The 25304-nt window shown below is 60.9% G+C and carries 23 protein-coding genes; 8 read left to right on the top strand and 15 right to left on the bottom strand.

Going from position 1 to position 25304, the window contains the following annotated elements:
* Nucleotides 1–114: 114 nt before the first annotated feature.
* From DHV10_RS04515 to DHV10_RS04495, 5 genes are all read right to left on the bottom strand, one after another.
* Nucleotides 115–3450 (bottom strand): TonB-dependent receptor, encoded by a 3336-nt coding sequence (locus DHV10_RS04515; protein ID WP_109485710.1) that lies wholly within the window; start codon nt 3448–3450, stop codon nt 115–117.
* Nucleotides 3451–3603: 153 nt separating this feature from the next.
* Nucleotides 3604–4023: a TOBE domain-containing protein gene (locus DHV10_RS04510; protein ID WP_109485077.1), complete on the bottom strand. Its 420-nt coding sequence runs from the start codon at nt 4021–4023 to the stop codon at nt 3604–3606.
* Between the two features lie 279 nt (nt 4024–4302).
* The gene (locus DHV10_RS04505) at nt 4303–6855 is read right to left on the bottom strand and encodes an ABC transporter permease (RefSeq protein ID WP_109485076.1); all 2553 of its coding nucleotides are present in this window, start codon (nt 6853–6855) and stop codon (nt 4303–4305) included.
* 220 nt (nt 6856–7075) lie between these two features.
* Nucleotides 7076–7540, bottom strand: a complete 465-nt coding sequence (locus DHV10_RS04500) for an SRPBCC family protein (protein WP_204101322.1) — start codon at nt 7538–7540, stop codon at nt 7076–7078.
* Nucleotides 7541–7542: 2 nt separating this feature from the next.
* Nucleotides 7543–7857, bottom strand: coding sequence for an ArsR/SmtB family transcription factor (locus DHV10_RS04495; protein ID WP_109485709.1), 315 nt, complete (start codon nt 7855–7857; stop codon nt 7543–7545).
* Between the two features lie 142 nt (nt 7858–7999).
* Here DHV10_RS04495 and DHV10_RS04490 point away from each other — a divergent pair, with 142 nt between their 5' ends.
* The gene (locus DHV10_RS04490; protein ID WP_239461281.1) at nt 8000–9298 is read left to right on the top strand and encodes a sensor histidine kinase; all 1299 of its coding nucleotides are present in this window, start codon (nt 8000–8002) and stop codon (nt 9296–9298) included.
* 22 nt (nt 9299–9320) lie between these two features.
* Here the strand turns inward: DHV10_RS04490 and DHV10_RS04485 are convergent, their stop codons facing one another.
* Together DHV10_RS04485 and DHV10_RS04480 are read right to left on the bottom strand one after the other, a co-directional pair.
* Nucleotides 9321–10049, bottom strand: a complete 729-nt coding sequence (locus DHV10_RS04485) for a DUF1761 domain-containing protein (RefSeq protein WP_109485074.1) — start codon at nt 10047–10049, stop codon at nt 9321–9323.
* A gap of 370 nt (nt 10050–10419) precedes the next feature.
* Nucleotides 10420–10857: a TfoX/Sxy family protein gene (locus tag DHV10_RS04480; protein WP_162601185.1), complete on the bottom strand. Its 438-nt coding sequence runs from the start codon at nt 10855–10857 to the stop codon at nt 10420–10422.
* A 341-nt stretch (nt 10858–11198) separates the two neighbouring features.
* Here DHV10_RS04480 and DHV10_RS04475 point away from each other — a divergent pair, with 341 nt between their 5' ends.
* The 4 genes from DHV10_RS04475 (at nt 11199) to DHV10_RS04460 (ending at nt 14827) form a co-directional block, all read left to right on the top strand.
* Complete coding sequence (locus DHV10_RS04475) at nt 11199–12281, top strand: endonuclease/exonuclease/phosphatase family protein (RefSeq protein WP_162601184.1); 1083 nt, start codon at nt 11199–11201, stop codon at nt 12279–12281.
* A gap of 224 nt (nt 12282–12505) precedes the next feature.
* On the top strand, nt 12506–13135 hold the full coding sequence (ribA, locus tag DHV10_RS04470; RefSeq protein WP_109485071.1) for a GTP cyclohydrolase II: 630 nt from the start codon (nt 12506–12508) through the stop codon (nt 13133–13135).
* A gap of 75 nt (nt 13136–13210) precedes the next feature.
* Nucleotides 13211–14257, top strand: a complete 1047-nt coding sequence (lpxD, locus tag DHV10_RS04465; protein WP_109485070.1) for a UDP-3-O-(3-hydroxymyristoyl)glucosamine N-acyltransferase — start codon at nt 13211–13213, stop codon at nt 14255–14257.
* Between the two features lie 3 nt (nt 14258–14260).
* Nucleotides 14261–14827: a hypothetical protein gene (locus DHV10_RS04460; RefSeq protein WP_109485069.1), complete on the top strand. Its 567-nt coding sequence runs from the start codon at nt 14261–14263 to the stop codon at nt 14825–14827.
* A 136-nt stretch (nt 14828–14963) separates the two neighbouring features.
* Here DHV10_RS04460 and DHV10_RS04455 read toward each other — a convergent pair whose 3' ends face one another.
* The 5 genes from DHV10_RS04455 to DHV10_RS04430 form a co-directional block, all read right to left on the bottom strand.
* A complete protein-coding gene (locus tag DHV10_RS04455) occupies nt 14964–15419 on the bottom strand; it encodes a VOC family protein (RefSeq protein WP_109485068.1) in 456 nt (151 codons plus the stop codon).
* 3 nt (nt 15420–15422) lie between these two features.
* Entirely contained in the window at nt 15423–15839 is a 417-nt protein-coding gene (locus DHV10_RS04450; RefSeq protein WP_109485067.1) for a hypothetical protein, read from the bottom strand.
* Nucleotides 15840–16016: 177 nt separating this feature from the next.
* Nucleotides 16017–16349 (bottom strand): gamma-glutamylcyclotransferase family protein, encoded by a 333-nt coding sequence (locus tag DHV10_RS04445; RefSeq protein WP_109485066.1) that lies wholly within the window; start codon nt 16347–16349, stop codon nt 16017–16019.
* 3 nt (nt 16350–16352) lie between these two features.
* Nucleotides 16353–16580: an exodeoxyribonuclease VII small subunit gene (locus tag DHV10_RS04440; protein WP_109485065.1), complete on the bottom strand. Its 228-nt coding sequence runs from the start codon at nt 16578–16580 to the stop codon at nt 16353–16355.
* 269 nt (nt 16581–16849) lie between these two features.
* Entirely contained in the window at nt 16850–18736 is a 1887-nt protein-coding gene (locus DHV10_RS04430) for a bifunctional homocysteine S-methyltransferase/methylenetetrahydrofolate reductase (protein ID WP_109485063.1), read from the bottom strand.
* Nucleotides 18737–19046: 310 nt separating this feature from the next.
* Here DHV10_RS04430 and DHV10_RS04425 point away from each other — a divergent pair, with 310 nt between their 5' ends.
* The 3 genes from DHV10_RS04425 (at nt 19047) to DHV10_RS04415 (ending at nt 22252) form a co-directional block, all read left to right on the top strand.
* The gene (locus DHV10_RS04425; protein ID WP_162601183.1) at nt 19047–20543 is read left to right on the top strand and encodes a hypothetical protein; all 1497 of its coding nucleotides are present in this window, start codon (nt 19047–19049) and stop codon (nt 20541–20543) included.
* A gap of 62 nt (nt 20544–20605) precedes the next feature.
* Nucleotides 20606–21334, top strand: coding sequence for a bacillithiol biosynthesis deacetylase BshB1 (gene bshB1 / locus DHV10_RS04420; protein ID WP_204101321.1), 729 nt, complete (start codon nt 20606–20608; stop codon nt 21332–21334).
* Nucleotides 21335–21493: 159 nt separating this feature from the next.
* Nucleotides 21494–22252 carry a class I SAM-dependent methyltransferase gene (locus tag DHV10_RS04415; RefSeq protein ID WP_109485706.1) on the top strand — a complete coding sequence of 253 codons (759 nt, stop codon included), beginning with the start codon at nt 21494–21496 and terminating at the stop codon, nt 22250–22252.
* Between the two features lie 264 nt (nt 22253–22516).
* Here DHV10_RS04415 and DHV10_RS04410 read toward each other — a convergent pair whose 3' ends face one another.
* The 3 genes from DHV10_RS04410 to DHV10_RS04400 form a co-directional block, all read right to left on the bottom strand.
* Nucleotides 22517–23614 (bottom strand): gluconeogenesis factor YvcK family protein, encoded by a 1098-nt coding sequence (locus DHV10_RS04410; RefSeq protein WP_338042565.1) that lies wholly within the window; start codon nt 23612–23614, stop codon nt 22517–22519.
* A 27-nt stretch (nt 23615–23641) separates the two neighbouring features.
* Nucleotides 23642–24205, bottom strand: a complete 564-nt coding sequence (locus DHV10_RS04405) for a tetratricopeptide repeat protein (protein WP_109485061.1) — start codon at nt 24203–24205, stop codon at nt 23642–23644.
* 315 nt (nt 24206–24520) lie between these two features.
* Nucleotides 24521–25156: a DUF4254 domain-containing protein gene (locus DHV10_RS04400; protein ID WP_239461280.1), complete on the bottom strand. Its 636-nt coding sequence runs from the start codon at nt 25154–25156 to the stop codon at nt 24521–24523.
* Nucleotides 25157–25304: the final 148 nt, after the last annotated feature.

Raw genomic sequence — 25304 nt, 5'->3', positions numbered from 1 at the left:
AAGGCAGAGCGCGATTCATCAGGCTTTCATCGACATTTCACGGGGCGTTCGCAAAGGGGGCGCACAAGGGATTTCCGGCTCGCGATTGACGATCGATTTTGCGTTGTTGTGTTTTCAGCGGCTCAAGCGGATGGCAAGCTGCATGACTCTGGGGTCGGTGACGGTGCTGGTGATGCTGCCGAAGGCGGGGGAGCCGAAGCCGCCGTTGGGTTGAGCGAAGGCGGGCGTGTTGGTGACATTGAAGAGCTCAGCGCGAAATTCTACGCCGGTCTCGTGGAAGAGCGTGGTGTGCTTGACGAGCGCGAGGTCGAGATCGCGGTAGGCGGGGCCGCGTACTGGATTGCGCGACGCGGATCCGATGGTGAACTGCGGAGCGGTGGCGAATGCCGCGGTGTTGAAGAAGTGCGAGGGAAAGCGCTCGGCGGGTGAGAGCGATGGCTTGCCGATCAGGTTGGGACGCTGGATGGAGAAGCCAGCGAAGGAGTTGAAGTTGGTGGCTTGCGTGATGGTGACGGGCATCCCGGATTGAAGGGAGAGTATGGTGTTGAGCTGCCAGCCGCCGAGGACGGTGTCAGAGAGTCCATGGGATGCGAAGCTGTGGCCGTGGCCGGCGGGGAGATCATAGGTGGCGCTGAAGGAGGTGACGTTGGGCATGTCGCCGCTGGAGGAGTCGCGCTCGAGCGAAGGGCGGTATGAGTCGGCGGCGATGAGGCTGCTGGAGTTTGGCGACGAGAGGACGGTGGTGGAGAAGACAGCGGATGCGTCGTCGATGAGTTTGGAGTGGGTATAGGCGAAGAGGAACGAGATGCCGTGGGAGAGGCGCTGTTCGACTTTAGCTTCGAGGGCGTTGTAGTTGGATTGGCCGCTGTTGTGGCGGTAGGTGGCGACGTTGAGGAAGCGCGGGTAGGGCTTGAGCAGTTGAGCGCGCGTGACGTTGCGACCGCCGAGGGAGCTGGATGAGGGGATCTGGCCGTAGTAGGGATTGGGGACGGCTTGGAGCAGTGATGCGCCCTGGGCAAGCTGGTCGGCGGTGAGCTGGTTAAGGTTGGAATCGGGAACCCCGACATGTACGATGTGCGAGCCGACGTAAGCGACTTCGGCGGAGAGGTTGCTGGTGATGGCGCGCTGGATGGCGAGGTTCCACTGCTGAGAGTAGCCGGAGCCTGCGCGGCGATCAGCTGTGTAGACGCTCTGGCCGAGGCCGGCATCGGGCGTGAGCGGGATGGGAGCGACGGATGGCCCGTGAGAAAGAACGAAGGCGGGGCGCAGATTGTCCTGGGTTTTCTGCTGCACGTTCTGGATGAAGGGAAATTGCGGCGTGGTGAAGGGAGTGGTGATGCCAGACTGGTCGATGAAGACGATTCCGAAGCCGGAGCGAAGGACTGCTTTTGGAGTTGCGAGGAATGCAAAGCCGATGCGGGGCGCGAGGTTGTCGTAGTGGAGTTCGCGGGCGCTGCGCGAGAAGCCGTTCCGGCCGAGGTAGTCGAGCTGCTGCGTGGCGAGATTGAAGACGGCTCCCTGATTGGTCTTTTCCGTTGAAGGGAAGTGGAGCGTGTAGCGCGCGCCGACGTTGAGGGTGAGACGGCCGGTGAGCTTCCAATCATCCTGCGCGAAGAATTCGAAGATGTGGTCGCGGGGTCTGATCTGGCTTTGCTGGAGATCGATCTGGAAGGTGTCGACCTGGCCGAGGAGGAAGCTGGCGATGGAGTTGCCGCTGTTGGTGACTCCTTGTTGATTCGTGCCGGTGGTGGTGAATGCGAAGGAGCCGGTGGGGTTGGGCGGAGCGATGGCGTTGAGCTGATACCAGCGAAAGTCTAGGCCGAATTTGAGCTGGTGCGGTCCGCGCGTCCAGGCGACATTGTCGACAGTTTGCCAGACGGCGGTCTGATATTGCGAGAAGGTACTGGGTGAGGGTCCGAGCTGCTGGAATCCGGAGAAGGTGAAGAGCGGGAGCGCGTTGTTGAATGCGGCGTTGGTGGGGATGCCGGGAATGCTGAGAGACGCGGAGGCGGTGTCCTTCAGGGATGCGCCGTTGATGTTGTTGCCGCGGCGCGTGTAGCCGGCGCGAAGATCTGCGAGCAGGTGCGGTGTGAAGATGTGTGTTTCATTGATGACGGCCTGCTGCCCGAGGACACTGGAGAGGCCAGAGACACCGCCGGTGCCGATTACTGCGCCGTTGATGGCTCCGCTGCCGTCGGGGAGAGGCGCGACGGGCTGCTCGATTTCGTTGTAGTACGAGAAGCGGCCAAAGGCGATGTCGTGTGAGCCGATGGAGCCGTCGATGCGGAAGTCGAATTGATTTTGATGGTCGGCGTCGTTGGCGGTGCGGGTGTAGTTGTTGGCCTTGGCGGTGAGGTTGGTGGGGGTGGGGAAGCGGGCGAGGAGGGCCTGAGCGGCGGGATCGAAGGGGATGCTGATGACGTCGTTGGGGAATTCTCGGCGGACGGTGATGCCATTTACGACGGTGGTTGTAGTTGGGTCATAGATGTGGGAGAGGCCGGTGAAGATGCCCTGGCGCTCGGCCATTGTCGGGATCGTGGAGATTCGCGTGACGCCGATGAGCTGCTTGATGCCCTGATACGCACCGAAGAAGAAGAGGTGGTTAGGGAGGATGGGGCCGCCGATGGTGCCGCCGTAGAGGTTGCGGCGATATTCGGGTTTGCGCGCTGCCGCGGCGGCGAAGTAGTTGCGCGCGTTGAGATCTTCGTTGCGGAAGAACTCGAAGAGCGTGCCGTGGAGTCTGTTGGTGCCGGATCGGGTGGCGACGTTGACTACTCCGCCATTGAAGCGGCCGAACTCGGCGGGAACGTTGTCGGCCTCGACGGTGAAGGCCTGGATGTCGTCGACGATGGGGAAGTAGACGACCTGGCCGGGTTCGGGTTGCAGAGCGGAGATGCCGTCGTAGAGGTATTCGTTGGTGCGGGGGCGGCCTCCGTTGATGCGGGGAAGGACGGTGCCGGGCGGGAGTTCGACGCCGGGCGAGAGGGTTGCAAGCTGAACGAAGTTGCGGGTGTTCAGCGGCATGGCAACTACTGTTGAGCCGGGGATGTTGGTTTGTATGTTGCTGGTGGCGGATTGAAGCAGAGGCGCGTCGGAGTTGACCTTTACGGTCTGCTGGCTGGTGGTGAGGGTCAGACGTAGATCGACGTTGACGGTCTGACCGACGATGGCGCGAACTCCGCCGCGCGTGAGATGAGCAAAGCCGGGCGAGTTGACGTCGAGCTGGTATACGCCGGGAGTGAGATTGGTGAAGGAATAGTCGCCTGAGCGGGATGTGAGGGTGGAGATGCGCGTGTTGGTGGCGCTCTGCGTGAGATCGACTGTAGCGTTGGGGACAGCCGAGCCGGCGGGGTCGAGGACGCGACCGCGCAGGTCCGCAGCGATTTGCGCATTGGCTGCGAGCGCGATGCAGGATGCGAAGGCGATTCCAGCGAGCAGTCGCCGGAGCATGTGCTGTTCTCCGTGGGCCCACAGAGCCGGAGGTTGCCCGCCGGCCTGAAGAATGAAGTTGAGAACCAAGAGAAAAGGGGGAGGGCTCTCTGCCGGCGTCGACCGGTACTCTCGAATTTATATATTTCGAATCGTATAGTCAATGAAAGACGATCAATCGTCGAGACGTTCGATCATGACGTCTGTTGATTTAATGAGGGCTGCGGCGGTGTCGCCTTTCTTGAGGTTGAGTTCGCGGGCCGCTGATGCGGTGATGATGGAGGTGATGTGCGCTTCCCCGATGGCGAGGATGATTTCTGCGAGGAGGCCTTCGATGCGGACGCTGACGACTTTTCCGGCAAGCTGGTTGCGTCCGCTGACGCGGCGATAGCGGGCGCGCGATTCTGTCTCTGGGCGTTCGGCATCGGCCTTGAAGAACGGCTTGAGGCTGGATGCGGTGAGGCGGTGATGACCGCCGGGAGTGAGGACGGTCTTTAATTTGCCGTTGAGGATCCAGTTCTTGATGGTGGGGTAGCTGATGCCGAGCATGCGGGCCGCTTCGCGCGGGGTGAGGAACTGGCGTTGTGCGCTCATGATCTAAGGTTGTAGCACTTTTGGCAGCACCGACGGGGCTAGGTTGCGGACTATGCGGCGGGTAAGCATGGATCTGAAGTCCTGCAACGTGCAGATGGCGATGCGGAGGGGCGCGTTGGGGCAGCAAGGCACAGTGTCGACGGGCAAACAGCATGCTCTGCGGAGAAGGAGCATCCGTCAGGGGCTAAAGCCCATTACTAGACGTGCGTGTTCTTGGCACGACTGAAGTCGTGCCCCTTCAAAACGAAGAGACTCCAACGTAGTTCTCGTGCTTTGGGCTCAGTCGATGCGGAGAGCTTTGACGGGGTCGATGGAGGCGGCGCGGCGGGCAGGGATGATTCCGGCGAGTGCAGCGGCGATGATGAGGACGCCGATGGCGATGGACATGACGGGGATGTTGACGTTAGTGATTTCGAAGAGCTGGGATTTGACGTAGCGCACGCAGAAGACGGCTACAGGAACGCCGAGCGCGAGTCCAAAGATGGTCTGAAGCATGGCTCCGCGCATGACGATTGCGATGACGCGGCTGCGTGCGGCGCCGAGAGCCATGCGGATGCCGATCTCGGGAGTGCGGCGGACGACAGTGTAGGACGTGACGCCGTAAAGGCCAATGGCGGCGAGCAGAAGAGCGAGCAAGCCGAAGAGGGAAGTGAGGCGGGCGATGAGACGTTCTTCGGTGAAGCGGTCGTCAATCTGCTGCTGGAAGGTCTGGAACTTCACAATGGAGAGGTTTGGGTTGATGCCGGCGAGCGTGTCGCTGACGAGTTTTTCCATGCCTGGAACGGGATGGCTGGTCTGAATGATCAGTGCTCCGGCGAACATGGAAAGGTCTTTGTCGATGGTGTCTTTGGGGTCTATTCCCGCGCCGGCGCGCTGGGTGAGCGGCAGGAAGTACATGGCGTGGTCCTTCCAGTAGACGCTGGTGTAGGTAGTGTCCTCGACAACGCCGATGATTTCATGTGCACCGTCGCGGCCGGCGGGCCCGGGGCCGGAGTTGCCGAAGTGATGGCCGATGGGATTTCGTTTGCCGAAGAACTGTTTGACGAACTCCTGATTGACGACGGCGACCGCCGGCGCGTTCATCTTGTCCTGCGGGAGGAAGCCGCGGCCCATGACGACGTGGGTGCCGACGGAGTCGAAGTATTCCGGAGTTCCTTTGACCCATGAGGCGCCTTTATTGATATCGGGATCGCCCTGGACTTTGACGCCGGATCCCCAGTTGTTGGATTCCATGGGGGTGTAGGTGGAGAGCGCGACGTGAACGACGCCGGGTATGGCGTGGAAACGATCTTCAATGGTCTGGTAGAGAGGCTCGACTTCAGTGTTCTTGTATCCGGCTGCCTGGGGGTTGATGTGGGCGATGTAGCGATTGGTGGCGTCGAGCTTCATGTCGACGTTCTGCGCTTTGTTGAGGCTCTGGGCGAAGAGGCCGGCGGCGACGAGAAGGACGAGGGAGAGAGCTGCCTGGAGGACGACGAGGGAGCGCTGGAGAATGGAGGCGCCCTGGGCGGTGGTGCGGGAATTGGAGCGGAGAGACTCGACGGGCTGGGTGCGGGCGGCCATCAGCGCGGGCGCGAGGCCAAAGAGGATTCCCGTGACGAGCGAGAGAGCAAATGCGAAGCCGATGACGAGCGGCGAAGGGGATGCGGTGACCGGCATGTTCTGCTGGTCGGGGAATGCGAGTGCGAGCAGTGCGTGCGCTCCGAGATAAGAGACTGCGAGTCCGAGAAGGCCTCCAATGGATGAGAGAAGAATGCTTTCAGTGAGAAGCTGACGCACGATGCGGGCGCGCTGCGCTCCGAGGGCCGAGCGAATGGAGAGTTCAGCGCGACGGCTCATGCCGCGAACGAGGAGGAGGTTGGCGATGTTTGCGCAGGCAACGAGAAGGACCATGGCGGCGATCCACTGGAGCAACTTCAGGTGGTCCTTGTAACCATCCTGCATGTTCTGGATTCCGCCGCCGCCCGGCGTGAGCACTACGTGGGTTCGAGGAAGGACCTGCTTCGCACGCGCATCCGTGAAGGTTTTGAGAGGAGCGAATTGCTGTTTGAGCAGCGTGCTGGCTTTGGCCTGGAGGTTTGGTATTGAGGTTCCTGGCTTAACCCGGCCTATGAGGTAGGCCCACTGGACGTCTGGATCGTTGTAGTATGGCGCGCCGCTTACCGGGTCCATGAGATTCATCGGCAGGTAGTACTTGGGCGGGTTGGTGTCGATGCGGTCGCCGTAGAAGCCTTTTGGAGCAATGCCGATGATGGTTGCGGCTTTGGTGTTGATGTAGAAGGCGCTGCCCACTACGGATGGATCGCCGGCGTAATCCTGCATCCAGGTGTCGTAGCTCATGACGGCGGTGATGGGCGCGCCTTTCTGATCGTCGCTGTCGGTGAGCAGGCGGCCAGCGGCGGGAGAGAGGCCGAAGACGCGGAAATAGTTGCCGGAGACGAAGGTTGCAGTCACTGACTTTGCAGGGGCATCAGAACCGGCGCGGCGAACGGTGAGGGGCCGCCAGGCGTAGCCGGACTCCATCGCTGCGAGCTCTTCAAACTCGGGCAGGTTCTTTTTGTACATGTAGTAGGTGTCAGTGGCGAAGAGGGAGTAGTCGCCTTCGTCGTTCCAGCCGCCGTTAACACAGCAGTCGTCTTTGTCGCCGATGCGGATGAGGGACTTGGGATCGGTGACGGGGAGGTTGTGGAGAAGGATGGCGTTGACGAGGGTAAAGATGGCGGCGTTGGCGCCGATGCCGAGGGCCAAGGTGAGCAGTACGGTGGCAGTGAAGCCGGGGGTCTTGCGCAATTGGCGAAGTGCATACGCCACGTCCTGCAGTAGAACTCTCATTCTTCGACCTCCACACGTCGGCTCGCAGAACGGTGGAAGCAACTAACGGGCCGTTGATGTTGCTGAAGGTTTGCCGAGAATCAGCTACTTAGGGATGAGGCGGAGAGCCCGCTGCGTCCAGAAACGGAGCGAGGTGTTCGATGCCGGACAGTGCGAGGCTGCAGTGGCCGGTGCGGGTGTGCGATTCCGGTCACTGCGAACCTTGATGTCTGCTGCGCGATCAATGCGCGTGATCGGTCTGCGTGATGACGATCAGGCCAGTTTCGAGGAATGACTTGAGGTTCGAAAGCACCTTGGGCCAACCACCAGCGACGGAGCGAATGAATGCTGAATCCGCGCGCTCCATGGTGTGCGTGATTGAGAGCCGGACGGCGTCGCCATAGGGCTCAAGTTCGATGGTGCAGAGAGCGAAACCTTCGGCCTTGAGTTCAGGCTTGAATTCATTGCGCCACTTGAGCCGCAGCTTGCGAGGGCGATCGAACTCGAGGATCTCTCCTGTGTCGGCAACTTTGCCGTCGGGGAAAAGCAGCTGCCACGCGGCACCTGTCTTCCACTCTGTTTCGAAGTGCATGCCGAACCAGTACTCCTTCATTTGTGTTGGATCAGTCAGCGCCGACCACAGTTTTTCGGGTGTGGTGCGGATGAAGCTTACGTAGGCGTATGTGCTTTCATCGGACTTGCTCATGATCATTCTCCCTCCAGATTTTTCTTGAGCCGTGCGAGCGCGTGCAGGCGGGGTTGTTCGAATTTGCTGATCCAGCGTTCGGAGATTTCGTTGATCGGAACCGGGTTGATGAAGTGAAGGCGTTCTCTGCCATCGCGTTTCCAAGAGACGAGATTGCCCTTCTTGAGAACCCGAAGGTGCTTGGCAACGGCCTGGCGGGTCATGTCGAGACCGTCGCAAAGTTCCCCCAGAGTCTGGCCGTTTTTATGACGCAGCCGATCAAGAAGCTTGCGGCGGCTGGAGTCAGCGAGGGCCTTGAATACGGCATCGTCGTTCATCTTCAACAGGGAACCAAATAGTTCCATAAAGACAATAGGTAACTATTTGGTTCCCTGTCAAGCGTGATTTTCAGAACGGGGCTGGAAGGACCAGGGCAGCAGCGGAGTCTGTGGCTGCGGATGCAGGTCATACACTGTTGACGTGACCGATCGTCTGATTCTGATCACCCTGCTGGTGAAGCTGGGTGTGATGGCGTCCGTGGCGAGTGTGCTGGCGCGCGCTGCGACGTTTCGCCGTCTTTTCTTTGCGGAGAAGCGGCGTCCGAATCAGACATTGGGGCTGCTTGCGTTCTTTCTGGTCCCGCTGACTCTGGGCGTGTGGATCCGGACGTCGGTTCCGAACTTTCTGGCAGCGGATATTTCGTTTGAGACGATCATTTTGCTGGGGCTGCTGGTAGGGCCGCGCTGGGCGACGCTCGGGGCTGCCATTCTTGGTGTGCCGGCGGTGTTTCACGGCGAGTATCTTGCGCTGCCGTTCAATGTGTCGGTTGCGATCCTGGCGGGAGTTCTGGGAGGGCTTGTAGAGCCGGACGAGATCTGGTCGTTCTCGCCGTTTGTCGATCTGAGCCTCTATCGGTGGGTGCGGCGCATTCTGCTTCGGCCACGCATCGATCGCCAGTTTCTGATGCTGTTTCTGATTGTGGCTGCTGAGGCGTGCCGGGACTGGATCGCCGCGCGTTTTCCGCACAAGCTGTTCGGGCTGGTGGCGAAGGAGACCTGGGCGCAGGTTCTGGTGTGGCTGACCGCACCGATTGTGGTGGGGATTGCTATCAAGGTCTGGAATGCGCTGCGGATCGAGATGAAGCTGGAGGAGCAGAAGCATCTGCTGCTGGAAGCCAGGCTGGATGCGCTGCAGCGGCAGATCAATCCGCACTTCCTTTTCAATACGCTGAACTCCATTTCGTCGCTTGTTCGCACCAAGCCTGAGCTGGCGCGGGAGATGACGATCAAGCTGGCGAATATTCTGCGCGCACTGCTGAAGGATCACGACACGTATGTGCCTCTGCGGAACGAACTCAGCTTCACGGATGATTACCTCGATATCGAGGTGGTGCGGTTTGGGGCCGACAAGCTGCGCGTGGAAAAGGAAATCGATCCGGATACGCTGGACATTCTGGTGCCGAGCATCCTGCTGCAGCCGCTGATCGAGAACTCGATCAAACATGGGCTGGAGCCGCGGATCCACGGCGGTACGGTGACGCTGCGCAGCAAGCTCGAGCACGATCGTGTGCTGATCGAGGTAGCCGATGACGGCGTGGGAATGGGCGACCGGCCGAATACCGGGATCAAGCGCGACGGGGCAGGAATCGGCATGAAGAATGTGCAGGAGCGGCTCGAGGTGCTCTACGGGCAGCAGGCGACGTTTACCGTGGTGAGCAATCCGGGGCGCGGGACATCGGTGACGATCGAGGTGCCGGCGGAGATGCCGTTCTCGAATTGAGCTGATGAGTCCCGAGTGCGGGTTAGTGACCGCGAACTACGAGTTTGTCCCAGAGGCCGCCGACGATTGCGCCGGTGATGAAGGTGGCGAGCAGGACGTATCCCGCTTCGATGGCCAGCAGGCCTGGCGGAAGGCGGACGATTCCGAAACAGGTTGCGATTAGAACTGCGGCGGCGAGGGCTGTTGAGGTCAGCACGCCCTCGAGCACGCCTTTGCGGTGAAGCAGGGCGAGCAGCCAGGCGACTCCGTAGGCGAAGAGGAGACAGACTGCGGCGGATAGTAGTTGAGGGGGCATCCATCGCACGATGTCTTTAACTTGGGACGGGGTGAGGCCGAAGGCTTCGGTCCATGCATCGCGAAACAGGTAGTGTGAGTGCCAGATCATGCCGATGTACCACGCGGCGAAGGCTGCTAAAAGTACGGGCAGGTGGTTAATCTGCTTGGGGCCGATCGGCGCGGCTTCGGGATATGGCTCGGCGAGATGTGCTTCTGCCAGGCAAGCCTGGTTGCATGCAGAGTGCTCCGGCCAACGCGTGCAGCCGGAGATGCGAAGCGCGGGACTTCCGTCCACGAGGGTGGCGACGGCATGGCTGCCGTCAAGAGCGACAACCGCGGGCTGGTGGTTTTCAGGGCAGGTTACGGGCCGCGCGCCGGAGTATCTGTCGAGGATGGCGTGACGCAGAAAACCGGCTGCAACCACGAAAAGCGAAACGATGAGCAGAAAGAGCACGAGCCAGATGAGGAGGACCATGGCTCACCCCCGTTCGAGGCGGAAGTGTGAGCCTTGAGAGAGAGGTCGATCAGTGATTGCGGTCACGAAGCGGCGGGGAGGTTGTTCGGAGGTTCCGGCGGGTCTCCGGTCGACCCTTGTCGCGAAAATGCTCTGACAATGATGGGCTCCGGCGACTCAGCGGGGTTGCGGCTCTGTGAAGGCGAGTATCCGACTCGGAGGAGACGCCCCCTGATCGCAAAACGCGCGATGAAGGGAGCGCGACTTTTTGATGCGAGTGTTGGTTCTTAATCTTTTAGCGAGTTAGCGGCGCTGCGCGCCGTAGCGAGCTGGCGAGTTAGCGGGTTTGTGGTGGTGCGGTTTTTCCGGCTGCGGACACCGGGCTGGGCGGTCACGATCTGGTTGAGCGGCGACGGGCGGAGCGGGGTTTGCGGGATTTTGGGATTCGGCCGAAGCGGGCGTCGCGCCTGAGCAGGAGGTCGCAGGCGTGAAGGGCTTCAGACTCGAAGGCGGGACTGTCCGCGGGGATGAGCCGCCAATGTGTGATTTTGCCGCCGAGCAAGTTGATGTTGCGGAGGGAGGGGAAATCGCGCGAGGTTTTTGGGTCAGCGGGATCGGCGGTTTCTGAGAAGACCAGCCAGACGCCGTTGTCTTCCGGGTGCTTGGGGCTGTCGCGGAGCATGGCGAGAATTTTGTCGTCGGCATAGATGGCGAAGCCGGAGAACATGGGACGGACTTCGGGGTCGAGAGGGGCCAGCGCTTCGATGAGGAAGGGGTAGGGTGGTGATTTGCGCTTGATTGGTCTCTTGGCTCCAGGGCGATTGGGCATGGGGGTAGGATAGCGCGGAACGTCTTTACATCCCGGTCCCCCCAACGGGAGAGACCCGTCGACAAAATCAGGGCGGGCTCGGGGGCACCCTGGGTCTCTTCCTATCCATGTCTCAAATGCGGGAGACATGGGGCACCCGGCTCATGGAACGTGTTCGTCACGCGGTTCAGTGACAGGGCGCACGGCCGAATATAGTTGAACCTCCAATACTCCCGCGGTATCGTTCTCGACACGTGAGGGCACAGCGTGCAGCCGTCCGCTGGCTCCAGTTGTGCGGCGCTGGTGCCCGATGCTCAAAACGCAATGAAAACAGTTCCGGACATTTTGAAGGAGAGATGGTTATGAAGAGGCTGCTCCAATCATTCGCTCTGGTTTTGTTCGTCGCGGCAGGCGGGAGTGCGCTGTTGGCGCAAGGTGAAAACCAGAGGGATCGCGATCTGACGGTGATGACGCGGAATATGGATGCGGGGTCTGACTTCGGCTATATTCTTGCGGCGGCGCTGAACCCGAATACCACGCAGGCCGAGTTTCTGGGTGCGATCACGAAGACGTTCGGCGAGATGTATGCGAGCAATTACGCGGCGCGGGCAGATCGTGTGGCGGCGGAGATTGAGGCGGCGCAGCCGTACCTGGTGGGGCTGCAGGAGGTGACGACGCTGCGCACGGGTGCGTATCCGGGGCACGCGACAACTGTGGTTACCGATCAGCTGCAGTCGCTGCTCGCGGCTCTGGAGAAGCGCGGCCTGCACTACGCAGCCCTGAAGGTGCAGAAGAACGCGGATATCGAAGAGCCTGCATTTGATGCGTACTACAACGTGATCATGGTGGGGTTCGCGGATTACGACGTTGTGCTGGTGCGGACGGATCTGCCGGTTTCGCAACTGAAGATTGAGGGTGTTCAGGGGAAATACTTTGAGGCGATACTTGGGTTTCCGATTGGCGGGCAGAGTATTCCGTTTACGCGCGGGTGGATTGCAGTGGATGCGAAGCTGCGCGGGAAGAACTATCGGTTTGTGACCACGCACCTTGAGACGTTTGTGAATGAGTATCAGGCGGCGCAGACACAGGAGCTGCTGGCAGGGCCGCTGAATACTTATGTGCCGACAATACTGGCGGGTGATTTGAACTCGGATGCGCATGCTCCTTCGTTTGCGAATGGTCCGGCGTTTGGGATGCTGGTCAACGCGGGGTTTGCGGATATCTGGAGCGAGCTGCATCCGGCGGATGCAGGGCTGACGTGGCCGAATTTCCCTGAAGACGAAAAGTTCCCAACGGTGACGCCGTTTCAGCGGATCGATTTGATTCTCACGAGAGGCAGTGGAATTGCGGCTGAAGCTGAGCAACTTGTTGGAACGGCGCCGGTGGGTGGCGTGTGGGCGTCGGATCATGTGGGAGTGGTGGCGACACTGAAGCTGCTGCCGTAGGGAGAGTGCACGGGGAGTTCTCGGGCAATTGGGGATTCACGTTTCCCAGGTCTCCAAAATCGGGAGACCCTTCGACAAGCTCAGGGCAGGCTACGGGGTACCCCACCATCGAGCTTGGAAAATGATGTCTACTGGCTGAACCCCGGGAGATCGGCGGTCGCGTGCGCGGGAACCGTGTGACGGGTGCCGCTCCGGGTGGAATTTGCGCAAAGTAGAATTGAGGCATGGCATTTGAAAGCGTAAAGAAGGTTGCGGAGGCGGATTTTCCGACGCGGTGGGGGGCGTTTCGGATTCTGGGGTTCGAGGGGAAGTTGCCTGACAGCGCGGGGTCTCGGGCGCTGAATGGCAATGTCGAGGGCCTGGTGGCGCTGGTGATGGGCGATGTGAAGTCGACGGCGCCGCTGGTACGCATCCACTCGCAATGTTTGACTGGAGATGTGTTCGGTTCGCTGCGGTGCGACTGCAGGCTGCAGCTTGAGCTGGCGTTGACGAAGATTGGCGAAGAGGGCGCGGGGATTCTGTTGTATGAACAACAGGAGGGGCGCGGCATTGGGCTGATGGCGAAGCTGAAGGCCTATGAACTGCAGGACCAGGGCCGAGATACAGTTGAGGCGAATGTCGAGCTTGGCTACGAGGCGGACCTGCGCGAGTATGAGTTGCCGGCCCGCGTGCTGAAGATGCTGGGCGTGGAGCGGGTGAAGCTGATGACCAACAATCCGGACAAGGTTGCGGCACTGGAGTCGGCCGGGATCAAGGTGACGGAGCGCGTGTCGGCGGAGGTTGAGCCGCAGGAGACTTTCGCTGCGTACATCAAGACGAAGCAGGAGAAGATGGGGCATATTAGCGGCGCGTAGGGGCCGCAGTTCTCAGTCATCAGTTGTCAGTTCTCAGTCTTCAGTTTTTCAGTTCAGTTCCATGGAGAAATCGGGATGATTTTGCAAGAACTGCTCGATGAACTGGGCGGCAATCTCGTTCAGGGCGACAAGGAATGGATTGTGGACGCGGTGGCCGCAATTGAGACGGCGAGCGCGTTTGACCTGGCGTTTGCCGATTCGGAGACGGCAGTGCACGCGGCCTTGAAAAGCAACGCGGGGACGGTGGTGCTGAAGCCCGGAGTGGTGACGGAGTACCCGCACGGGAAGTGCATCGTCGAGGTGGATCAGCCGAAGCTTTGGTTTGCAAAGGCGGCGAAGCTGGTGAAGAAGCCTTCGCTGAGCGTGGGAATTGCGACGGGCGCTGTGCTCGCTCCGGATGCCAAGGTGGATCCAGCAGTATTTGTGGGGCCGAATGCGGTGGTGGCATCGCATGCCTGGATCGGCGCGGGAACCCGGATCGGCGCGGGCGCGATCATTGGTGAGTTTGTGAAGATCGGGATGGAGTGCACGATCTATCCGCGGGTGGTGATTTATCCGGGAGTGACGCTGGGAGATCGCGTGGTGGTTCATGCGGGTGCGGTGCTGGGGGCGGACGGGTTCGGATATGTGCGCGACACCGAAACCGGAGCGTACACCCACTTCCCGCAGCAGGGAAAGCTGGTGATCGAGGACGACGTGGAAATCGGGGCGAACACGACGATCGATCGCGGAGCACTGAAGGAGACTCGAATTCGCAAGGGAACGAAGATGGACAACCTGGTGCATGTGGGGCACAACTGCGAGGTAGGTCCGGATGCGATTCTGGTGGCCCTGACCGGGATTTCGGGATCGAGCACGATCAAGAAGGGCGCAGTGCTGGCGGGGCAGGTGGGGATCGGCGATCACGTGACGGTGGGCGAGGGAGTGATCCTGGGCGGGCAGTCGGGTGTCTTCAATGGCAAGACGATTACCAATGAAGGACACAAGCCGGGGACGGTGATGTTCGGAACGCCGGCGCGGCCGTTGCGGCAGGTGCTACGGGAACAGGCCACGTTGACCAGGCTGGCGAAAGACAGGGAACGAGGGAACAAGGAAAAGAGGGAACAAGAGAGCAGGGACTAGGGATTGGCGATCGTTGTTGTCGGGGGGAGCGGGAAGGATGTGGGGAAGACGGGGCTGGTGTGCGCAGTGATTTCGGCGCTGCCGGAGTTTGCGTGGACGGCAGTGAAGGTCACAGGGCATGACTACGGTTCTGTGGGTCGGGGGAAAGGTTTAGAGGCGGCGATTCGGGAAGAGACGAGCGCTGGTGGAGAGACGGATACGGGCAGGTATCTTGCAGCTGGGGCAAAGCGAGCGCTGCTGGTGACGCGGGTGGGCGAGGAGGTTCCGATCGAGGAGATTCGGCGCGCGGTTAGCGCTGATCGGAACGTGATTTTCGAGTCGAATCGGGTGGTGGAGTTTGTTGAGCCGGATGTTTGTCTGGCGCTGGTCGGCTGTGTTGAATGGAAGAGCAGCTTTGAGCGGTTGTTGCGCGTGGCAGATGCGGTGGTGATTGTTGGTCACGGTGAGGCGAAGGATGTGCCGGAGGGAGTTGCGCGGTTCGATCTGGAGCGGACGGATTGTTTGCCGGAGGAGATGGTGGGCTGGCTGCGGACGCGGTTATGTCTCGCGCATGGAGAGAAGCTTCGATGAACCGGAGGAGCTTCGGTTCTGAAGAGTGTTGCTGCCGGTGGAATGCACTTCTTTTTTTGGACAAAAGCAGCAAGTTAGCGTCGCTTCGCGACGTAGCGAGCTAGCAGGTTAGCGGAGAAGCGCGAACGCGAGGTGATTAGTCTTCGAGTTCGGTTTCTTCTGGGGCATCGGTGGGGCTGGAGAACTCCATGCGGTAGCCATCGGGGTCGGTGACCGGGACTACCCATAGGCGGTTGCCGACGAAGGGACTTGTGCGTGTCTTGATTCCGCGCGATTTGAATTCGCGGTAAAGGGCCAAGGCATCTTCACATTGGAAACAGACGTTGACGCCGGTGCCGAGCTGGTCATTGGTGGGGCGTTGAGGCGAGAACTCCTGGAGCATGACGGCGGCCTCGCCGAGCTCGAGCCAGCACCAGCGGATCCTGCCGTCGGGTTTGTTGCCGTGGTCGTCGGGCACCTCGGGAATCCACCAGCGCGTCATCCTGAAGCCGAGGCCGTCGATGTAGAAGCGCAGCGAGGCTTCCATGCTGGTGACGCCGAAGAAGGGCACGGCTTGTTTCACATTCACGCTGGTTGCGCTCAGAGCCTGCATGGTTCACTGACCCTCGGCGGTGGCTAGGGGTGGTCGGCTGGCGGCGGAGGACCTGGCGGCAAGTTTGAGGCCGATCCAGCAGCTGATGGGCCAGGTGAGAAGCCAGGAGATCCAGTACCAGTGGGGCCAGCCTGTCGACCAGTTGGGAATGGTGAAGGCGAGGCCCATCGCTTCTCCAAGGGCGAAGAACCAGAGGACGTGCTTTGACGGGTTCCGCGGTGCGAAGCGAGCGCATACCCAGGCGCAGAGGATCGACACGACAACGAAGCAGGCGGTGCTGGCAATGAGAGCGGGGTTCGAGGGGATATGTCCCTTCTCGAAGTCGCCCGGAAAGATGCGGGACAGAATGGGGTCGGTGCCGAGGACGAGGACGATCGAGAGGATATAGCTGCCGAGAACGATTCCGATGGACTTGAGCATCGGGAGACCTCCGGGGTCACGGTCGGTGATGGGAGCAGCACGTGACGTGTTCGGAAAGCGTATCGCGGGAGCACGGAGTTAGGGAATGAAAATGTGAGGAGGTCGTGAACTTCAACTCCCACTCATTCGGCCAAAAGAGAGCCGAATGAATGGGGCACAGCTATCTAGGCGGCTCGACTAGGCAATGACGTAGATCTGGGCTTCGATGAGGCCGTCGGCAGTGAGGACCTGTGCGGTGACGCGGCGGTATTCGGAGCCTTCGAACTCGTCGAGGCGGGCCCAGCGCTGGGGGAGCTCATCCGATTCGAAGATGTTGACGGGAACTTCGGGTCCGGCGGGATTTAGGATCAGGCCGGGGAATCCCATGGCGTCGCCCCATCCCGCGTTGTGCAGGATGCCGCGTACGGTGCCTTTGAGCCAGCGGCCTTTGAGATCGGATAGCTGGTTGTGATTGATCTCACCGGGGGAGAGGCTTCCGTAGGTGGCTAGGCGGGTGTTTGCGTCGGGCACTGATCAGCTCTTTTTGTCGTTGGGGAAGGGTTCGGTGCGGAATGAGCCGTCGCGTTGTTTGATAAGGAGCTGGACCTTGCCTTCGGCTTCGTCGAGTTCTTTTTTACAGGCGGCGGAGAGGACGGTGCCTTCTTCGAAGAGTTTGATGGAGTCTTCAAGGGAGAGGTCGCCCTTTTCGAGGGTTTCGACGATGGATTCGAGTTTTTTGAGCGACTCTTCGAAGGATGGCATGGTTCGTTTTTATTGTATGGCGGACGGATGAACTTGTGCCGGGACCTTCAAATGGCCGGGGAAGCAGTGTGGTCTCCCATGTCTCCAAAGGCGGGAGACATGGGGCACCCGACCTATCGTGCGTTCAAGATTGGTGATGCGGGCTTTCTCGTTCCCACCCTAAACGCAAAAAGCGCGTTTAGGATGGGGCACCCGGACATCGTAGTGGGAAATGAGAAAAGCAGATCCTTCGCTTACCGCCTCCACGCTTGAGAAAACGCAACGGATGGTCAGGCCGCAGGTTCGCCAAGATTGATCCCGCCGGGAGGGAGGACGCTGGCGATGACTTCGGCGGCGGCGGTGTAGCGGCCGAAGGGGGCGCTGACCTGGACGCCTTGCACCATGCCGCGGACGGACTCGAGCATCTCCTGGGCGATGCGGATGCCTTCCTTGCGGGCGGCGTCGGGTGAGTCGGCCTGGGCCATGCGGAGCATGATTTCTTCAGGCATGGAGACGCGGAGGTCGTTCTTCATGAACTCGGCGTTGCGCAGGCTGGTGAGAGGCCAGATGCCGGCGATCACCGGGATGCGGAAGGATTCGATGCGCTTGAGAAAGTCTTCGAGGAGACGGAGATCAAAGACGGGCTGGGTGATGGCGTACTCGGCTCCGGCTTCGACTTTGAAGGCGAAGCGGCGAAGTTCGTGGTCGATGTCTGGAACGCCAGGGTTGGCGGCTACGCCGATGGTGAAGTTGGTGGAGGCTCCGATGGAGTTAGCGCCGATGTCGAGGCCGTGATTGAGGCGGCGGACGATATTGACGAGGCCGATGGCGTCGACATCGAAGACGGCGGTTGCGTCAGGGTAGTTGCCGAGCTTGGGCGGATCGCCGGTGAGGCAGAGGATGTTTTTAAGTCCGATGGACGATGCGCCGAGGAGGTCGGACTGGATGCTGAGCACGTTGCGATCGCGGCAGGTGTAGTGGAGGATCGTCTCGATGCCGGTGTGCTGCGTGATCTGGATGCAGAGGCTCTGCGCGCTCATGCGGGCGGAGGCGCGGGGCGAGTCGGGAACGTTGATGGCGTGGACGCCGAGTTGGGCGAGGAGACGAGCGCCCTCGATCTCCTTGGTGCAGTTGATGCCCTTGGGCGGAACGATTTCGACGAGGGTGACGAACTGGCCTTCGTGTATGAGCGAACCGATGCGGGAGCGCTCGGCGAGGGGAGCGGGCGGCGTTTCGGTAGAGATTTCGGCGTGCTTGCCGCCATCGGTGACGCGGGCCTGCGCGTCGATGGCGCGCATGGCGGAACGCATGGCGCGGGTGTGATTGGGCGTGGTGCCGCAGCATCCGCCGACGATTTGCGCGCCGGCAGCGATGGCCTTGCGGGCGAAGCTGGCCATGTATTCGGGCGAGCAGAGATAGATGTTGCGTCCCTCGATGGCACGGGGCATGCCGGCGTTGGGCATGGCGGCGAGCGGAAGGTCAGTTGCGCCACGCATGCATTCGAGCGCGGTGAGGACGGTGGCGGGTCCGGTTGAGCAGTTGACGCCGATGGCGTTGGCACCCCACTCGGTGAGGAGCGCGGCGGCCTGTTCGGGCGAGGAGCCGTCGAGGCAGTTGCTTTCGTCGTCGACGGTGACCATGACGAGGACGGGGAGGTTAGGCGCGGTCTCTTCGGCGGCGAGAAGGGCTTCGCGTGCCTCATTGAGGGCGGGCATGGTCTCGATGATGAGGAGGTCGACGCCAGCATCAGCGAGAGCGCGGATCTGTTCCGCGAAGGCGGCGCGGGCTTCGTCGAGACCGGTTTTGCCGAGGGGCTCGAGACGGACGCCGAGGGGGCCGATGGAGCCGGCGACGAAGGCGGTTCCGGCCTGCTTTTCCTTGAGGTGGTCGACGGCCTGACGGGCGAGACGGACGCCGGCGGCATTGATCTCGGTCACTTTGGAGGCGAGGCCGTGGCGCGTGAGGCGGAAGCGATTGGCGCCAAAGGTGTTGGTCTCGATGATCTCAGCGCCGGCCTGAAGGTAGTCCTCGTGAATGGAGAGGATCAGGTTCGGGTCAGAGAGGTTCAGTTCGTCGTAGCAACGATTGATGAAGACACCGCGGGCATAGAGGACCGTGCCCACGGCGCCATCGGCGAGCACGGGGCGATTGGAAAAGAGATCGGCGAACTGAGGCATGCTGTCTTCAATGCTAACAAGACAGGGACTCGGGACATAGGGACAAAGGGACTGAGAGCGAGGGATTAGGGGTTAGGGAACAGGGATTGGACCAAGTGGACCTCGAATGAAATGAGTGGGTTGCTTTGTTATGATTGGAGAGTCAAAAAGCTAAGCAGAGCCGGTCGTTGAGGGGCCTCGAGCGAGGTTTCGAATCTGGTCGGAACTGCGGCAATCGCCATTCATATCAAGGTCCGAATCAAGGTCCGAATCAGGATTCGCAAGGCGCTGTGAGCGGAAGAACTGCGCCGCTATGTCGAGGGAAGCGATTTTGAAGAAAAGAAGTCTTTGGCTCTGCGCCGCCGCGGCGGTATTGGTATCAGTCGTAGTGGCGGGATGTGGTAAGACGACCTATTTTGCGGGCAGGGTGCTGCCGCCCAGCGGACTGACGAACCGGGTGCTGATCTCGGTACAGAACCCGAGCGTGTCGGCGGCGGGGTCGCTGGTCTTTGTGGACGCGTTCTACGATATCCGGTTCAGCTACAACCAGAAGACCGCAGGATTTTCGATTTCCGGGTATTCAGGGAACCTGCCAGTCACGATCCAGAACATGCCGGAAGAGCAGGTGGGCGCGGTGTATGGGGCTGGAGACGGCTCGCTGCACGTTGTGGATTATCAGAAGGAAGACGACACGGGAACGAAGAAGGGGGTCAACGGCCTCTCTTCTAGTATCTTTATCACTCGCAATTTGAGGTACGTGTTCGCGGCGAACCAGCAGGCCACGGTGCTGACGGTCGTGGATAGCTCGTCGGGCGGCTCGTATGCTCTGGGATTGCCGGGGGTGTACCGGGTGAGCGTGAACCCGGGCGGCACGGCGGCGATGGCGTTTGTACAGAATTCGAATTATGCGTACTACGTGCGGCAGCTGACGGCGAATGAGACGCTGTCCTATTCGGGCGGCTCGAGCACTTGGCCGAAGGCGGCGATGGATTGCGAGCCGCAGAACGCTCCGGGATGGTGCCTGTTCCAGATGCAGAGCCCGGACGCGACAGATGCGACTGGGAATCCCTACGGCGCTCCGCTGACGTTTGATCGGCCAGTGAAAGCGATCTTCTCCGCGGATGGAAGTACGGCGTATGTTTTGAATTGCGGACAGGAGTGCGGCGGGTCGGCTTCGTCGATCTCGGTGGTGCCCGTGGCTCCGATCATCTTCCCTTCGGGACAGCACTCGGGAAAGCTGCCTGCGAACGCGACGCTGCATGCGGACTGTGCGGCTACGCCTGGGGCGACATCGTGCACGCTGGCGGTGCCGGGCGGGTCGAGCAACGCGCTGCTGTCGAATTCGACCATGTACGTGGTGGGGCAGAAGCTTCTGCCGGATGGGCTGTTCACCGGGAACCTGACCATGGTGAGCCTGGCGGGCACGGGGACGAGCACGATTTCAGCGGGGAGTCCGATTTCGATCAGCGATGGCGCTCCTGGTGCGCCAAGCCGGATGATCATGGCGGACGACAACACGCTTTGGATTGGCACCACGAAGTGCACCAATGGCGAGCGGTACGCGACAGGACAGGCCTATGGCTGCCTGACAATGTTCAACACCACGAACAACTCCGTCACGATGCTGGAGCCGTATCTGGGCGATGCGACGGGAGTCGCGGCGGTGACGGGGCTGCACAAGGTGTACGTGGTGCAGGGCGGACAGGTGTACATCTACCACACGACTGATGGCTCGTCGATCAACAACCAGTACGTGACAGTGACCGGAACGGCGTCCGATGTCGCGTTTATGGATGGGCACTTCGACGCGAACAACACCGTCTACTGAGGAAGGCCAGCGGGGTTAGCGGGGGCAGCGGATCTAGGCCCGTACTCGTGGAGGGCAACGACTTGATCGAAGGCTCCGATCTTCGCGCTGACGTACTTGCGATTGCGGGACACCGGGACGACGTGGAGCAGACGTGCGGCGGGACGCTCTTGCGGATGGCGGCGCGCGGACTGCGGACGGCGATTCTGGACCTGACCCGTGGCGAGGCTGGGACGCGCGGGACGGCGGAAGATCGAGCGCGCGAGGCGGCGGAGGCGGCGAAACTGCTGGGCGTGAGCCGACGCGAGGCTCTGGATCTGCCGGACGGCGCGATCGAAAACACGCTAGAGAATCGCAAAAAGATTGTGCGCGTGCTACGCGAGGTGAGGCCGCGCGTGGTGATTCTGCCGTACTGGCAGGCGCGGCATCCGGATCATGCGATTGTGGCGACGCTGGGTTACGAAGCGTGTTTCCTTTCTGGCCTGTCGAAGGTGGAGACGGGAGAGCCGCCGCACCGGCCGTTCAAGATTGTATATGCGAGCTTATACGCGGATGTGCGGCCGGGCTTTATTGTCGACATCACGCCGTTCATCGAGCAGCGGCATCGGGCGCTGATGGCATACAAGTCGCAATATGCAAATCAGGCGGCGGGTAGCGCGCTGTTTGTGCCGGAGGAGGAGATTCGCGAGCGCACGTTCGCGGAGGCACGGCACTATGGGTTGCTGGCGGGCGTGAAGTACGGCGAGCCGTTTGTGCAAAAGGAAGTGGGGCTGGTGGATGATCTGACGCTGGTGCCGGTGCAGACAATCTAGTCTTCAGTCTCCAGCCACCAGTTCTCAGTGCTCACGGGGCAGATGCTCGAGAGCTGCCGGAATGCTGCGCGGTATGCATAAGCAGAGCTTATCTGAAAGCGAAATAGAATAACTTTGCCTTATATGCCCTTCGCGCTGAAACTGAGGGTGGAGGTCGTGATGGCTACGCAGACGTGGGATCCCCTTGCCTACGAGCGGAACGGTGCATTTGTGCACGAACTTGCCGGCGGAGTGCTGGAGTGGCTTAATCCGCAGGCCGGCGAGTATGTGCTGGACCTTGGCTGCGGCGACGGGCAGCTGACGCAACGCATTGCCGCGAGCGGCGCGCATGTGCTGGGCGTGGATGCGTCGGCAGAGATGGTGGCTGCGGCGCGCGAGCGGGGAATCGAAGCGGAGCATGCGAGGGCTGAGGAGCTGCCGTTTCGCGATGCGACGTTCGATGCGGTGTTCTCAAATGCAGTGCTGCACTGGGTTAGAGACCAGGATGCGATGATGCGGCAGGTGCATCGTGTGTTGAAGCCGGGCGGCAGGTTTGTGGCGGAGATGGGCGGTCACGGAAATGTCGCTGCGATCCATGTGGCGTTGACGTCCATGCTGGATCGTTATGGGTTTGGCGATCGGGAGAAGGGCGTCAACTATTACCCGTCCAGCGACAGCTATGCGGAGCGCCTGAAGCGCAATGAGTTCGACGTTGAGCGGATAGCGTTGATTCCTCGACCGACCAGACTTCCGGAGAGCGGTTTGGAAGGATGGCTACGGACATTCAGGAGAGGTGTGCTGGAGGGATTGCCCTCTGATGTGCGTGAGCGCGTGATACGCGAAACGGTGACGCTGCTGGAGCCGGCGCTGCGGGATGAGGCGGGCAACTGGACAGCGGACTATGTTCGGCTGAGGCTGAAAGCAGTTCGCAGTTCTTAGTTAACGCACGTAGGGTGTTACCAGATTTCAGTTGCCAGCGTTGGAGCCGGTTGCATCAATGAGCATTGCGCGGGCCCCGGTGTCCCTCAGGGGCTAAAGCCCGCGTCTTTTCTGACCCTTTTCGGCACGACTGAAGTCGTGCCCTGACGCTTCTTTCTATAAAGAGACATCGTTGAGCCGCGCATTAACCAAGCTGGGCTCGTCTTGAGTCTTTGAGCACGCTGTAAACTCGTGGCCCTTAAAAGCCAGATTAGTGCAAACGATTCAGAGTTTGTTGGGAGAGCGGCTGTTGCCGAGGGCGAGGAGGGCGCCGGTGACACGGTTGGCGGCGTGGCGAACGACGTTGTCTTCGCTGGCGAAGTCGCCTGCGATGCAGCGGACGCCAAGTTTCTCGATGCGCTGGATGTCGGCGGCGATGGGTGATGCGTTTTCGGCGGCGTAGCGAGCGAGCGTCTCGGGAGAGAACTGCGCGGTGTTGACGATGGCGTAGTCGAAGATGGGCGCGCGCGTGTGTTCGTAGATGCGCTCGATGTGCTCGGAGGCGGTGAGGCCGAGGCTCTCATTGGCCTGCGTCATGAGATTGCAGACGAAGACGCGGACACCGGTCGCGGCGGCGAGGGCCGACGGGATTCCCTGGACCAGCAAATTTGTGATGAGGGAGGTGTAGAGCGATCCGGGGCCTACGGTGATGAGGTCGGCGCGACGAATGGCTTCGAGCGTCTCCGGCATGGCGGCGGCGTTGGGTGGATCCAGCATCAGTTCGGAGATGCGGTGTTTGCTGGCGGTGATGTTGGTCTCGCCGCGAACGACGGAACCGTCTTCCATGTGCGCGACTACCGTTGCGTTGGAAGTTGTGGCCGGATAGATACGGCCGCGGGTTGCCAGGATTTTTGAGGCGAGCTGGACGGCGTGCGCAAAGTCGCCGGTGATTTCGCTGAGCGCGGTGATGAAGAGGTTTCCGAAGCTGTGGCCCCCTAGGCTCCCGCCGCTGGTGAAGCGATAGGCGAAGAGTTTGGAGAGCAGGTCTTCTTCTGCGCTGAGGGCGACCATGCAGTTGCGGATGTCGCCCGGGGGCAGCATGTTGAAGTCCTGGCGGAGACGGCCAGAGGAGCCGCCATCGTCGGTTACGGTGACGACGGCAGCGAGATCGGAGATGTGACAGTGATCGGAGGCGGGCCAGTCTGGGAAGGCCACATGCTTGCGGAGTCCGCGAAGAAGTGTCGAGAGGCCGGTTCCGCCGCCGATGGCGACGACACGGAGAGACGGGGCAGGAACGCCGGGCGTCTGTTCGCAGGAGTCAGACGCCGCGGGCAGGGTAGGAGTAGAAATGTTTTGCAGACCTGGTTTCGAACTCGGTGTCACAAGGTGCCTGAGGGCCCAGTCACAGCCCTACGGTAGTTCAGGATACAGCAACTCCGTGAAGCGAGGATCGTCGACCATGCTTTGGAAGTCGTTGTCGGAGCGCGCCTGAAGGCGGTTCTTGGGATTGAGTTCGATGGCCTGCGAAAGGCTGTCGAGACAGTCCTGGGTCTTGCCGGTAATGGCGTGGAGGAGCGCGAGACCGTAGTAAGCGAAGTCGGCGTTGGGGTCGTCAGCCAGAATGCCCTTGAGCTGGTTGGCGGCTTCTTCGAAATCGCCGGCATTGATTTGTGAGACGGCGTAGTCGTAGCGTTCTTCGGGAGTGCCGAACGCGAGGCCTTTGCTGTCGAGCTGCTTTCTGCAGGTGTTGATATACATCCTGCAGCGCTCTGACATCTCGGGCGGCGCCGACGGCAGCATCTTTTCAAAGGCGGCGAGAGCTTTGTCGAACTTGCCTTGCTGCACGAACTGAACGGCGGCCTGATACTGCTGTGCGACGGCAGCCGACGCTGTGCTCGATTGGCTGCTGGGCCTGGCAGCCGGCGGGGGAGTTTTTTTGCGGCCTGCGGCCGCGGATTTTGCCTCTTGCGTCATGGGTTACAAATATCCGTTTGTTGAGTAACAGATTGAATTGTAAAGGCTCGGAGTGAGCAGGGCGATTCAGAGTTCTTGCACTCAGGGCAACTTTATACCGGTAACGTCTTGATGAGTCAATGGGAGGGGGCTGGTTGGGATGGTGAGGAGGAGATGAGATGTGAGTTGGAGAGTGTATCCCGCTCATCGCACGAGGAGGCTGTGCGATGAACGGGGCACAACCTTCTCGTGTCGGGGTTGCTGCGTGGTCTCCCATGTCTCCAAGTGCGGGAGAGATGGGGCACCCGCTGCGCGACGAACGGGGCATAGCTGCGGCTATCGAGGGGTGTTGCGGTAGATGGCGGGGTTGAGAGCGGGGTCGTTGTACATCTTGAGCTGGCGGTAGAGCTTGAAGCGTCGGGTGCCGGCGAGGGTTTCGTTCCAGAGTGCGTCAAGGCAGGCGGTGAGATCGGAGCGCTGTTCTTCGAGGATGGCGAGGCGGGTGCGATTGCGCTGTGTGTGATCAGAGGAAGCATCGGCGCGCTGGGCCTCTTCGCGCGTGTGATAGATCTTCAGCGCGAGGATGGAGAGCCGGTCGATGATGAGGCCGGGTGATTCGGAGTTGAGCGGGGCGTTCGGCTGAGGCAGGTTTTGTGGAGTGAGACTGTCGAGGAGCGAGCGGTCGAGCTGCTCAGCGAGGTCGTTGCGGAGCTGGTTGGTGCGGTCGATGCGGTGTTTTACATCGGCAAGCTGAGCGTCGGTGGCGCCGGGGGTGCGGGCTTCGTCTTCAATGTGCCAGAGGTCGAAGTTGGCCCGGTGCTGGCGAGCGACGAGGGTGAGCCATGGGTCGGAGAGTTGTTCGGCGGGGTGTCCGGGGCTATGCCAGGACTGCGTCAACTGATCATGAAGGCTTGCGATGGCGTTGGCTGAGAGCATGGTGCGGTCAGTTGAGATTATCGCCGGTTGTGCCATGCATCGGCGAGGGCGAGACGAGGCGACGACATGGGGTGGAGTCGCCCTGATTACCTTTTGCACCCCAGGTTACTTGGAGGGACTCTTCGGTGCTGCCCAGGCGTGGAGCGATAGACCGGGGTCTATGGTAGAACTAGGGTCACCCGCG

The organism is Occallatibacter savannae (assembly GCF_003131205.1).
In the GTDB taxonomy this organism is placed as follows: Bacteria; Acidobacteriota; Terriglobia; order Terriglobales; family Acidobacteriaceae; genus Telmatobacter; species Telmatobacter savannae.
This window is presented reverse-complemented; position numbering and strand designations above follow the sequence as displayed.